Origin of the sequence: Streptomyces sp. NPDC088116 (assembly GCF_044741745.1) — a bacterium.
Taxonomy (GTDB): Bacteria; Actinomycetota; Actinomycetes; order Streptomycetales; family Streptomycetaceae; genus Streptomyces.
The window spans coordinates 1,393,745-1,406,075 of the sequence record NZ_JBIUTF010000001.1 but is presented as its reverse complement, the minus strand read 5'-3'; the positions used below and the strand labels follow the sequence as shown (position 1 = coordinate 1,406,075).

General features: G+C 70.1%; 11 protein-coding genes. 10 read left to right on the top strand and 1 reads right to left on the bottom strand.

All coding sequences use genetic code 11. From position 1 onward, the window contains the following. Positions 1-58 precede the first annotated feature (58 nt). The 8 genes from mqnP (at position 59) to ACIOJD_RS06215 (ending at position 8,757) form a co-directional block, all read left to right on the top strand. Positions 59-961 (top strand): menaquinone biosynthesis prenyltransferase MqnP, encoded by a 903-nt coding sequence (gene mqnP / locus ACIOJD_RS06250; RefSeq protein ID WP_401908651.1) that lies wholly within the window; start codon positions 59-61, stop codon positions 959-961. 113 nt (positions 962-1,074) lie between these two features. Then, the gene (locus ACIOJD_RS06245) at positions 1,075-1,779 is read left to right on the top strand and encodes a UbiX family flavin prenyltransferase (protein WP_401909056.1); all 705 of its coding nucleotides are present in this window, start codon (positions 1,075-1,077) and stop codon (positions 1,777-1,779) included. A gap of 145 nt (positions 1,780-1,924) precedes the next feature. Beyond that, positions 1,925-2,386, top strand: a complete 462-nt coding sequence (locus ACIOJD_RS06240) for an Lrp/AsnC family transcriptional regulator (RefSeq protein WP_401908650.1) — start codon at positions 1,925-1,927, stop codon at positions 2,384-2,386. 146 nt (positions 2,387-2,532) lie between these two features. Then, on the top strand, positions 2,533-3,696 hold the full coding sequence (gene mqnE / locus ACIOJD_RS06235) for an aminofutalosine synthase MqnE (protein WP_401908648.1): 1,164 nt from the start codon (positions 2,533-2,535) through the stop codon (positions 3,694-3,696). 35 nt (positions 3,697-3,731) lie between these two features. Then, a complete protein-coding gene (locus ACIOJD_RS06230; RefSeq protein ID WP_401908646.1) occupies positions 3,732-4,262 on the top strand; it encodes a GNAT family N-acetyltransferase in 531 nt (176 codons plus the stop codon). A gap of 74 nt (positions 4,263-4,336) precedes the next feature. Then, complete coding sequence (locus ACIOJD_RS06225; protein ID WP_401908645.1) at positions 4,337-4,633, top strand: DUF4229 domain-containing protein; 297 nt, start codon at positions 4,337-4,339, stop codon at positions 4,631-4,633. Between the two features lie 416 nt (positions 4,634-5,049). Continuing rightward, positions 5,050-6,408: a dicarboxylate/amino acid:cation symporter gene (locus ACIOJD_RS06220; RefSeq protein ID WP_401908644.1), complete on the top strand. Its 1,359-nt coding sequence runs from the start codon at positions 5,050-5,052 to the stop codon at positions 6,406-6,408. Positions 6,409-6,771: 363 nt separating this feature from the next. Next, positions 6,772-8,757, top strand: coding sequence for an AMP-dependent synthetase/ligase (locus ACIOJD_RS06215; protein ID WP_401908642.1), 1,986 nt, complete (start codon positions 6,772-6,774; stop codon positions 8,755-8,757). 167 nt (positions 8,758-8,924) lie between these two features. Here ACIOJD_RS06215 and ACIOJD_RS06210 read toward each other — a convergent pair whose 3' ends face one another. Beyond that, positions 8,925-9,128: a cold-shock protein gene (locus ACIOJD_RS06210; RefSeq protein WP_017948713.1), complete on the bottom strand. Its 204-nt coding sequence runs from the start codon at positions 9,126-9,128 to the stop codon at positions 8,925-8,927. A gap of 317 nt (positions 9,129-9,445) precedes the next feature. Here ACIOJD_RS06210 and ACIOJD_RS06205 point away from each other — a divergent pair, with 317 nt between their 5' ends. Together ACIOJD_RS06205 and ACIOJD_RS06200 are read left to right on the top strand one after the other, a co-directional pair. After that, on the top strand, positions 9,446-10,327 hold the full coding sequence (locus ACIOJD_RS06205; RefSeq protein ID WP_401909054.1) for a menaquinone biosynthetic enzyme MqnA/MqnD family protein: 882 nt from the start codon (positions 9,446-9,448) through the stop codon (positions 10,325-10,327). Between the two features lie 149 nt (positions 10,328-10,476). Further along, positions 10,477-12,258 (top strand): serine/threonine-protein kinase, encoded by a 1,782-nt coding sequence (locus tag ACIOJD_RS06200; protein WP_401908641.1) that lies wholly within the window; start codon positions 10,477-10,479, stop codon positions 12,256-12,258. Positions 12,259-12,331 lie beyond the last annotated feature (73 nt).

Genomic DNA, 12,331 nt, shown 5'->3' with positions numbered 1-12,331 from the left:
GGGATGCTCCGGAGTACGGGGATGCTCCGGAGCGCGGGGATGCTTCGGAGTACGGGCTGTGAGCAGCGCCGCCGCCGCGGTTCCGCGGCCGGGCCGGACCAGAGCCTTCCTGCGGCTGGTCATGATCGAGCACTCGGTCTTCGCCCTGCCCTTCGCGTACATCGCCGCGCTGACCGCGATGTTCCAGCTGGACGGGACCGTCCACTGGCGCGAACTGCTGCTGGTCACGGTCGCCATGGTCGGTCTGCGTACGTTCGCGATGGCCTGCAACCGGATCATCGACCGCGAGATCGACGCCCGTAACCCGCGCACGGCGGGCCGTGAACTGGTGACGGGCGCGGTGTCGGTACGGTCCGCGTGGACGGGCGCGCTGGTCGCCGTCGTCATCTTCCTCGGGGCCGCGGCCGCGCTCAATCCGCTCTGCCTCGCCCTCGCGCCGGTCGCCGTGATCCCGATGGTGGTCTATCCGTACGGGAAGCGGTTCACCAACTTCCCGCACGCCATCCTCGGTCTCGCCCAGGCCATGGGCCCGGTCGGCGGCTGGCTCGCGATCACCGGGGCCTGGTCCTGGGACGCGGTGATCCTCGGCCTGGCGGTCGGGATCTGGATCGGCGGCTTCGACCTGATCTTCGCCTGCCAGGACGTCCAGGCGGACCGCGCGCACGGCGTGCTGTCCGTACCGGCGCGGTTCGGTATCCCGGCGGCGCTGTACGGGGCGCGCGCGTCGCACGCCGTGACGACGGCGCTGCTGGTCTGGTACGCGCTGGCCACCGGTGCCGGAGCGTTCTTCTGGGCCGGGCTGCTGATCGTCGCGGGTGCCTTCCTCTACGAGCACACGATCGTGAAGCCGCACGACCTGTCACGCCTCGACCGGGCGTTCTTCTCGGTCAACGGCTTCATCGGGATCGCCCTGTTCGTGTGCGCCCTGCTGGATCTGCTGACCCGTGGCCTGACGGTGTAGCGACGGCGGGACGCCTCCACTGCGAGAGGCCTCACGCCGGGCCCCGGCAGCGACCTCAACCGCACCCGGTCCTCGTCGCCGGACCGCCGGATAGGCTCGGACGTGTGGAGCAGGTGGACGTACACAGTCACAGTCGGCGCGAGCGCGTTCCGTGGGTCGTCGGTGTCTCCGGCGCGTCCGGGACTCCGTACGCCGCGGCCGTGCTGCGCGGGCTGCTGGACGCGGGCGAGAGTGTCGATCTCGTGGTCAGCAGGTCGTCGCGGCTGACCCTGCTCGACGAGACGGGCATCGCGTTCCGGGACGCGCACTGGCGGGACGATCTGGGGGCCTGGCTGGCGCGTGGCGCGGACGGCAAGCCGGACACGTTCGCGGGCGGGCGGGCACCGGACCTGACGGACGTACGGCACTGGGGCGCCGGGGATCTGGCCGCCGGGCCGTCCTCGGGTTCGTACCCGGTCAAAGGCATGCTGATCGTCCCCGCGTCCACGGCGTGTGTCGCGGGGGTGGCGCTCGGTCTGTCGAAGGACCTGCTCCAGCGCGCGGCGAGTGTGACGCTCAAGGAGCGGCGGCCGCTGGTCGTCGCCGTACGGGAGACGCCGCTGAACGGGCAGACGCTCAAGCATCTGGTGACGCTGGACGAGGCGGGCGCCGTGGTGCTGCCGGCCTCTCCGGCGTTCTACGCGGGGGCGACGCACATCCAGGATCTGGCGGATTTCGTCGCGGGCCGGGTGCTGGACGCAGCGGGGGTGCCGCACCGGTTGTACCGCCGCTGGGAGGGGGAGCTTGGTCCTGTCCGGGGCGGCTCCCGCGAGCGTTGAACGGTGCCGCCCGTGGACGGGCCGGCGACGCCGACGGGACTGAGCGGTGCTCGCGAGGGCGACGATTCGCAGAATTTAAGCCCAGCATGCCTTAGATTCTTTTCACAACTTGCGAGATTGCTGAATAATGGAAGGCTTCAAGTCTATGGACGCCGTGGATAGGCAGCTCATCCAGGCCCTCAGGGAGAACGGCAGAGCTTCGTACGCCGAGCTCGGCCGCCTCGTGGGGCTCTCCGGGCCCAGCGTCACCGACCGCATCAACCGCCTCGAAGCGGCGGGCGTCATCACCGGCTACCGCGCCACGGTCGACTCGGCCTCGCTCGGCCTCGGAGTCACCGCACTGATCGGGATCTCGCTCTCCGACGCGGCCGACCACCAGGACGTCGCCCGCCGGGTGAGCGAACTGAGCGAGATCGAGGACTGCTGGTTCATCGCGGGCGACGACTCGTACATGCTCAAGGTCCGCGCGAGCGACGTGGACGGGCTGGAGAAGACGATCGGCCGGCTGAGCGGTACGGAGGGCGTCTCCCGTACCCGTACCACCATCGTGCTCTCCACCAAGTGGGAGAACAGGGTCGGCGAACTCCCCGAGGACCCCGAGGCCTGAGAGGCCCGGCCGGGGGAGTGAGGGCCCGCGAGCGGTGGCCCGGAGCCAGGTGCGCGACCGGCGGACCGGAGGGCCGCGTCGGTCGCCTCCGCCGGGGGGCGTAGGCTCGGCAGGTCCGATTGGTAGACGTATGGGAGGCGGCCGGTATGGACGCGGGGCTCAAGCGTGAGCTGGAGGAGAAGGTCCGGTCCGGGGAACGGCTCAGTCGCGAGGACGGCATCTCCCTGTACGAGTCGGACGATCTGGCCTGGCTCGGTGGCCTCGCCCACGAGGTGCGTACGCGCAAGAACGGCGACGTCGTCCACTTCAACGTCAACCGTCACCTCAACATGACGAACGTGTGCACCGCGTCCTGCGCGTACTGCTCGTTCCAGCGCAAGCCGGGCGAGAAGGACGCGTACACGATGCGCATCGAGGAGGCCGTCCGTCTCGCCAAGGCGATGGAGGGCGAGAGCCTCACCGAGCTGCACATCGTCAACGGCCTCCACCCGACGCTGCCGTGGCGCTACTACCCGCGCTCGCTCAGCGCGCTGAAGGAAGCCCTCCCGGAGGTCTCCCTCAAGGCGTTCACCGCCACCGAGATCCACCACTTCGAGACGATCTCGGGGCTGTCGGCCTCCGACATCCTCGACGAGCTGATCGAGGCCGGTCTGGAGTCGCTGACCGGCGGCGGCGCCGAGATCTTCGACTGGGAGGTCCGGCAGCACATCGTCGACCACGACACCCACTGGGAGGACTGGTCGCGCATTCACCGCCTCGCGCACGAGAAGGGGCTCAAGACCCCTGCGACGATGCTGTACGGGCACATCGAGGAGCCCCGTCACCGCGTCGACCACGTGCTGCGGCTGCGTGAACTCCAGGACGAGACCGGCGGTTTCCAGGTCTTCATCCCGCTGCGCTACCAGCACGACTTCGTGGACATGAAGGACGGCAAGATCCGTAACCGCCTTCAGGCCCGTACGACCATGGCCACGGGCGCGGAGGCGCTGAAGACCTTCGCGGTCTCCCGGCTCCTCTTCGACAACGTCCCGCACGTCAAGGTCTTCTGGGTGATGCACGGCGTGCAGACCGCGCAACTGGCGCTCCAGCACGGCGCGGACGACATGGACGGCTCGGTCGTCGAGTACAAGATCACGCACGACGCGGACAACTACGGCACGCCCAACAAGCTCGGCCGTGACGACCTGCTCGACCTCATCCGCGACGCGGGCTTCCGGCCCGTCGAGCGCAACACCCGCTACGAGATCATCCGCGAGTACCCGGGGCCGGACGAGAACCGCCGCGAGTCCCCGCAGCCGATGCGGGTCTGAGGGACAGCGGGACGTAAGGACGGAGGGACAGCGGGATGGCGCTCGTGTTCGAGCTGGATCCGAAGGTGGACCCCGCGCTGCGCGACGGAGTCCTCGCGCTCTGGGCGGAGGTCTCCAACGCCGGTGGCGCCGTCGGATTCGTCCCCCCGGTCACGCCCGACGACATACGGCCCGATCTGGTCAAACACCTCGCGGCCATGGCGGAGGGCCGGGGCCGGCTGCTGGTCGGGTACGACGAGGAGGGCGCCGTCGCCGCGACGGCGTTCCTCACGCTCAACACCCACCGGCTGATGCGGCACTGGCTCTGGCTGTACACGGTGATGGTCCACCCCGGCCATCAGGGCAAGGGGTACGGGCGCGACCTGATGGACGCGGCCGCTCGGTCGGCCCGCGAGATCGAGGGCATCGAGGCGATACGGCTCACCTGCCGGGGCGGTACGGGCGTGGACAGGTTCTACGCCTCGTGCGGCTACAAGGAGGTCGGGCGGGTGCCCGACGCGATCAGGGTCGCGCCGGGCGACGACCGCGACGACATCGTGATGCTGCTCCCGCTGAATCCGTCCTGAACGGTGCGTGCTTCACTGTTCGGACAGGCTCTGACGGACATGCTCCGCGCGACGAGGAAGAGAGAAGGCCCGCTGTGACCACTGCCAGGACAGGCGCCACGATCCGTTACACCACGATGCGCCTCGGTATCTTCATCGGCTGCTTCGTCCTCGTCGCGGGTCTGGTCCAGGTCGGCGTGCTGCCCAAGGGCCTCGGCGACTCGAACTTCGTGTGGGTGCTGCTGCTCGCCATCGTGATCTCGGCCCCGCTCAGCTTCGTGCTGCTGCGCAAGCAGCGCGAGGCGATGTCCGAGCAGCTCATCGACAGGGTCGACGGTGCGAAGGCGAAGCTACAGGCCAGCCGGTCCCAGGAGGACAGCACGGTCCAGTAGGCACCTGATGCCGGGCGGACGCGCGACAACTGTCCGTCCCGTCGCCCGTGGCCCGTCGCCCGGGAGGCGCTGCGTAAGCTTCCTCACAGCGCGACACCTCACCCGACACCCCTGCACCGGAGCCGCCGCTCCAGCGCGGGGGTGTCGCGTTTTCAGCGCACCTTTCCCCAAAGGCGAGCTTTGAGCATCTCAAAGTTGAAGTGTTAACGTGTTCGACATGAAGTCAGCAGTGCGTCCACGCCACGACACGGGCATACCGCTCGTGGCGCGCCTGCATGTCGATCTCTGCCGCTGTATGTCCGCGGTCTGTTGCCGCGAGGTCTGAACCCGGCATCATGCGGCGGCGCCCACTCTGACGCACGAGCGCCGCACCCCTTCCCCGTATGTCCCTGATACGTCATGTCTGGAGTGTGTTCGTGTCCGCGAACTCCGTATCCGCCGAGCCCGAGAAGCCGTCCGGCCCGAGACCGGGCCCGGGATTCCGGATCCCCAAGGTCCCCTTCTGGGCGCAGATCGTCGCCGGTCTGGTGCTCGGCGTACTGCTCGGCTGGCTCGCCCGCAGTCAGGACATCGGCTGGCTGTACACCACGCTCGACAAGGTCGGCAGCATCTTCGTCCAGCTGCTGAAGCTCGCCGTCGCGCCGCTGGTCTTCTTCGCGATCCTGGTGTCGATCACCAACCTGCGCAAGGTCAACAACGCGGCCCGGCTGGCCTCCCGTACGCTGCTCTGGTTCATGATCACGTCGCTGATCGCGGTCGCGATCGGCCTGGCGATCGGGCTGCTCACCAACCCGGGCGCCGGTACCGGCCTCACCCCGAAGGACGGCAAGGCGCCCGAGGGCTCCGGCTCCTGGATCGACTTCCTGACCGGCATCGTGCCGACCGACGTGATCACGCCCTTCACCGAACTGAACGTCCTCCAGATCGTGTTCATGGCCGCCGTCGCCGGTATCGCCGCGCTGAAGCTCGGCGAGCGCGCCCAGCCGATCCTCACCCTGAGCGAGGCCGTGCTGGAGCTGCTCCAGAAGGCCCTGTGGTGGGTCATCCGGCTCGCCCCGATCGGCACGATCGGCCTCATCGGCTTCGCCATCGCCGACTACGGCTGGGACCTCATCGGCAAGTACGCGACCTTCACCGCGGACGTCTACATCGGCTGCGCGCTGGTCCTGTTCGGCGTCTACCCGCTGCTGCTGGCGACGGCCGCCAGGGTCAACCCGCTCCAGTTCTACAAGGGCGCCTGGCCTGCCATCCAGCTGGCCTTCGTCTCCCGCTCCTCCGTCGGCACCATGCCGGTCACCCAGAAGGTCACCGAACGCCTCGGCGTCCCGAAGGAGTACACCTCCTTCGCCGTACCGTTCGGCGCGACGACCAAGATGGACGGCTGCGCCGCCATCTACCCGGCACTCGCCGCGATCTTCATCGCCCAGATCTTCGGCGTCCAACTGGGCATCCAGGACTACCTGCTGATCGCCTTCGTCTCGGTCGTGGGCTCCGCCGCCACCGCCGGTCTCACCGGTGCGACGGTCATGCTCACGCTGACGCTCTCCACCCTGGGCCTCCCGCTGGAGGGTGTGGGCCTGCTGATGGCGATCGACCCGATCCTGGACATGATGCGCACGGCCACGAACGTCGCGGGCCAGGCCCTGATCCCGGTCGTCGTCGCGGCCCGGGAGAAGATCCTCGACCACGACGCGTACAACTCGGCCACGGCTTCGCCGGTGGAGGACCAGGGCGCCGAGTCCGACCGCGAGACCACGGTCCCGGTGGCGGCCTGACCTCGCCCGCACGCGCCACAGCGCCCCCGGTTCCGGACGAATTCCAGGAACCGGGGGCGCTCCGCTGTCCGCGGCGGGCGTCATGCGCGGTCGTGGGCTCCGGTGAGGAAACGGCCCGGCCCTGTGGCCGAGCTGTGTTTTCTGGGGAGGTTCCCCTCAGACTTCGCGGCGGACGGAGCCCGGCCATTGTTCTGGCTCCCCGCGCGGTCGTAGTTTACGTATTTGCGCAAGGTTACTGACTAAAGGTCAGGGAAGATGTGCGACTGAACCCTTCCGCCGGGAAGGGGAGTTCCGCGTGGCCGCATCCTCCGCCGCCCCGCCACGCGGAACCGCACCACCAGAACCACGAACGAGGAGCCCCACGTGTCCGTCCCCGCCGGCGCCCCCTTCGTATCGCAGGCAGCGCCCCACGAGCCGCGCGAGCCTCAGGCGGACGGGCCCCACAAGCTGCGGGTGGACGGAGTCGTCCGGGAGGTGACCGTACCGCCGCTCGCCGCACCCGTCCCACGCGGCTCACTCGCCGACATCCCCTTCGACAACGCCCGCGAGGCCCCGGCCGCCGTGGTCCTCGGCCGCAAACAGCCCGACGGGCGCTGGCGGGACGTCACGGCCGCCACGTTCGCCGACGAGGTCCGGGCCGTCGCCAAGGGGCTGATCGCGACGGGGCTGCGGCCCGGCGACCGCCTCGCGATCATGTCCCGTACGACGTACGAGTGGACTCTTCTCGACTTCGCGGCCTGGGCGGCCGGCCTGGTCACCGTTCCCATCTACCCGACCGCCTCCGCCTTCCAGACCCGCTGGATCCTCCAGGACTCCGGCGCGGTCGCCTGTGCCGTCGAGGACAAGGAACAGGCCTGGCTGGTCAGCCAGGAAATCCGGCAGCTGCCCGGCCTCGGCCACCTGTGGGCGTTCGACACCGGCGCCATCGACTCCCTGCGCCGCGCGGGCGCACACCTCCCGGACCAGGATGTCGCCGAGCGCCTCGCCGGCCTCACGCCCCAGTCCATCGCCACCATCAGTTACACCTCGGGGACCACGGGCCGCCCCAAGGGCTGTGTCCTCACCCACGCCAACTTCTTCACGGAGGTGGACAACGCCATCGAACTGCTCCACCCCGTCTTCAAGGCGCCGGGCAAGCGGCCCACCTCCGACCCGGTCGGCTCCCCGCTCTCCACCCTCCTCTTCCTCCCCCTCTCCCATGTCTTCGGGCGGATGGTCGCGATCGGCTGTCTGCGCGCGGGAGTACGGCTCGGGCACGCGCCCTCCATCAGGAGCGAGGACCTGTTGGCGGACCTGGCGGGCTTCCGGCCGACGTTCCTGCTGGCCATCCCGTACGTCCTGGAGAAGGTCCACAACACCGGCCGCGCCACCGCCGAGCAACTGGGCCGCGGCCCGTCCTTCGACCGCGCGGCGCGGATCGCGCGACGCTACGGCGAGGCCAAGGAGGCGGCCCTGCACGGCACCGGCCCGGGACCCGCCCCCGGCCTGCGGATGGCCCGCGCTCTGTACGACGCGCTGGTCTACCGCCGCATCCGCGCCGCCCTCGGCGGCAAGGTGAAGTACGTGATCTGCGGCGGCTCCCCGCTGGGGCGCCCGCTGGCCGCGTTCTACGCGGGGGTGGGCATCACGCCCTTCGAGGGGTACGGCATGACCGAGACGACGGCGGCGGCGACCGTCACCCCACCGCGCAAGCCCCGGCTGGGAACGGTCGGATGGCCCATGCCGGGCACCTCGATACGGATCGCCGACGACGGCGAGGTGCTGGTGCGCGGCGGCCAGGTGTTCGCGGGCTACTGGGACGCGCGGAGCGGCGAGGCCGTACCGGCTCTGGAGCCGGGGCCCGACTCGGGGCCGGGGTCCGAGCACGGCTGGTTCGCGACGGGGGACCTGGGGGCGCTGGACGACGACGGCTACCTCAGCATCACCGGCCGCAAGAAGGAGGTCATCATCACGTCGAGCGGGAAGAACGTCGTACCGACGCCCCTGGAGGACTGGCTGCGCGCCCATCCCCTGGTCAGCCAGTGCGTGGTGATCGGCAATGACCGCCCGTACGTGACGGCCCTGGTCACCCTCGAACCGGAGGGCCTGGCCCACTGGCAGCGGATGAAGAAGAAACAGGACGTACCGCTCGCCGCCCTGACGGAGGACCGGGAACTGCTCGGGTCGCTCCAGCGCGCGGTGGACGAGGCGAACCGCCTGGTCTCCCGGGCCGAATCGATCCGCCGGTTCCGCGTCCTGCCGGTGGACTTCACGGAGGCGGCCGGCCATCTGACCCCGTCGCTCAAGCTGAAGCGCTCGGCGATCGCGCGGGACTTCGCGATGGACATCGAGGCGCTGTACGGAAAGTGAGCGCAGGGGGGAACGTGGACGGAAGCGGAGCGGTCGTATACGGAAACGACGGGTAAAAGGCAGGAGCCCCGCTTTCCCCATCCGAGTGGGGGAAGCAGGGCTCCTTGGGTACTGCTAATCAAGTTCTACGCGATCGCCTGACCGGGCAATTAGTGCCGGGAGGGGTACTAAGCCGGGGTGACGTTCTCCGCCTGGGGGCCCTTGGGACCCTGGGTGACGTCGAAGTTCACGACCTGGTTCTCCTCGAGGGAGCGGAAGCCGGTCGCGTTGATCGCGGAGTAGTGGACGAAGACATCCGGGCCGCCGCCGTCCTGGGCGATGAAGCCGAAGCCCTTTTCAGCGTTGAACCACTTGACGGTTCCGGTAGCCATAAGCCCTCCTTGGGCCAAAGGGTTGCCCTGCTCCAGAACCTGCAAAGAAGTCTGAAAACTACAAAAGCCTGCGGGTTACATGCTCCGCAGGCTCTGTACTGCAAGGGAAACCAAACTGCAACTTGCGGCGAGCCTAGCACGCAGCGTGTGGGCAGCGGTAGAGGGAAAGATCACTTCACCCGGACGCCTGACCAAGGCCCTGACGTGCTGACGAACGGTGCCCCGGAGCGGCCCCTGGAGAGGCGCGGGACTAGCCTCGCGATGTGGACAGTCCAGCAGAAAACACAGCGGCGGAAGCGACCGGCACCGGCGACGGTATCGGAGCCGCCGGACCGCCCGGAGCCCTTGGAGCCGGCCACCGCCGGACCCGGCCGCGGGTCGGCCATATCCAGTTCCTGAACTGCCTGCCCCTCTATTGGGGGCTCGCCAGGACCGGAACCCTGCTCGATCTGGATCTGACGAAGGACACCCCGGAGAAGCTCAGCGAACAGCTGGTGCGGGGCGATCTGGATATCGCCCCCGTCACCCTGGTCGAATTCCTCCGCAACGCCGACGATCTTGTCGCCTTCCCGGATCTCGCGGTCGGCTGCGACGGCCCCGTCATGTCCTGTGTGATCGTCTCGCAGGGGCCCCTGGAGCGGCTGGACGGAGCCCGGGTGGCCCTCGGTTCCACGTCCCGTACGTCGGTGAGGCTCGCCCAGCTGCTGCTGAGCGAGCAGTACAAGATCCGGCCCGACTACTTCACGTGCCCGCCCGACCTCGGCGTGATGATGCAGGAGGCCGAGGCGGCCGTCCTGATCGGCGATGCCGCGCTGCGGGCCTCGCTGCACGACGCGCCCCGGCTCGGCCTCCAGGTCCACGACCTGGGGCAGATGTGGAAGGACTGGACCGGGCTGCCGTTCGTCTTCGCGGTGTGGGCGGCGCGCAAGGACTATCTGGCGCGTGAGCCGGAGGCCGTGCGGACGGTCCACGAGACGTTCCTCGCGTCCCGGGACCTCTCGCTGGAGGAGGTCGGGAAGGTCGCCGAGCAGGCGGCGCGCTGGGAGAGCTTCGACGCGGAGCTGCTGGAGCGGTACTTCACGACGCTCGACTTCCGCTTCGGTCCCGACCAGCTCGCGGGCGTACGGGAGTTCGCGCGCAGGACGGGACCGACGACGGGCTTCCCGGCCGACGTGCGGGTCGAGCTGCTCCAGGCGTGAGGCCGGCTGCGCGGGGGCGACGGCCGGCTGCCCGGGGGCGACGACCGCTCCCTCGGCGGTGATGGCGAGCTGCCCAAGGTCACCCGTCGCTCCTGGGAGCAGCCCTTAGGCTGCCCCTACAGGTGCGCGACTGGCAGAGGGGGAGCGGCATGAAGCCGCTGGAGGCAGACGATCCGCCCGTGATCGGCTCGTACCGCTTGCTCGGGCGGCTGGGGTCGGGCGGGATGGGCCGGGTCTATCTCGCCCGTTCCGAGGGCGGCCGTACGGTCGCGGTCAAGGTCGTCCATCCGCACTTCGCGACGGACGACGAGTTCCGGGCCCGCTTCCGGCGCGAGGTGGACGCCGCGCGGCGGGTGGGTACGGGACCGGACGGTCACCGCTGGTCGGCGCCCGTGCTGGACGCCGATCCGGAGGCCTCCATTCCGTGGGTGGTCACCGGCTATGTGGCGGGTCCTTCGCTGACCCAGGCGGTCGGGGCCCATGGACCGCTGCCCGAGCACTCCGTACGGGCGCTGGGCGCCGGACTCGCGGAGGCCCTGGCCGCCGTCCATGAGCTGGGTCTGGTGCACCGGGACGTCAAGCCGTCGAACGTACTGCTGGCCCTGGACGGGCCCCGGCTGATCGACTTCGGTATCGCCCGCGCCCTGGACGGCACCGCCTCGCTCACCTCGACCGGCGTCTCGGTCGGTTCGCCGGGCTACATGTCGCCCGAACAGATCCTCGGCAAGAACGTCAGCGGCGCGGCCGACGTCTTCTCGCTGGGCGCGGTGCTCGCGTTCGCCGTGACGGGCGAGCGGCCCTTCGCCGGGGACTCCTCGGCCGCGCTGCTCTACAAGGTGGTGCACGAGGAGCCCGAACTGGGTGCCATGGAAGGCGAACTGAGGGAACTGGTCGCGGACTGCCTCGCCAAGACCCCCTCCGCGCGCCCCACCCCGGCCGAGATCGCGCCGCGGCTCGCGCCCGCGGGGCCCGGCGGGCTGGTCGTGGCGGGCTGGCTGCCGGGGCCGCTGGTCCAGGAGGTCAGCCGGGCGGCGGTCCGGCTGCTGGACCTGGAGGCGGCGGCGCCGCCCGTACAGACGGGTCCTGTTCCGTTCAGCACCCCCTCGTTCAGCAGCCCGTCCTTCGAGGGGCCTTCCGCCGGTGGTCCTTCCGCCGGTGACGCGTCGCCCGGCCCCGCGCCGCTAGGGGTGTTCGGACCTCCGATGGACCCGCCGAAGGGCACCCCGCCCCCGGCCCCCGCCTCGCCTCCGGCCCCGGGCCCGGTCCCCGTTCCCGGGCAACGGACGTCCGACGGGCGGCTGTCCGTCTCGGTCTCCGCCGACACCACCACGGGTACGGGCGCCGGTACGGGCACGGGCGAGGGCCGTCGCGGCCGTCAGGTGAGCTGCACCGTGGCCCTGGCCGTGGCGGGTGCCCTCGCGGCCGTGACCGTGGGCGGCGCCCTGCTCCTCAGGCTCCTGCCCGGGACGGGGAACGACGCCGGATCCGACGACAGCGCGGCCTCCCGCCCGTCGTCGACCGCCTCCCCGTCCGCCGCTCCGGACGCGCCGGTCACCGAGCTGCCCCAGGGCTTCGTCGGCAGCTGGAAAGGGGCGACCACCGAGCGCAACGGCCTCAAACACGGTGACCTCGTCGCCGTATTCACCAAGGGCGCGAAGGGCGAGGACGTCGTCCGTACGGTCACGAGTCTCTCCGTCTTCGGCGTGACGGCGGAGTGCTACGGCGTCGGCAAGCTCCTCTCGGGCACCTCGACACAGCTGCGCGTCGAGGAGCGCGCCGATCCGGAGAAGCCCGGGACGAAGGGCATGTGCACCGGGAAGGCGGCCGAAGTGACCTACACGCTCATGAAGAACGGCTCCCTGCGCTACGAGTCGACGGAGGAGGAGGCCGGCAAGCCGACGGGGACGCTCACCAAGCTCACCAGGCAGTAAGGGGTCCTCGCGCAATGGGCGGCACCGCGCACGGCCCCCGCGATGGTGCCCGCTGTCCGCCGTAATCGCTGGC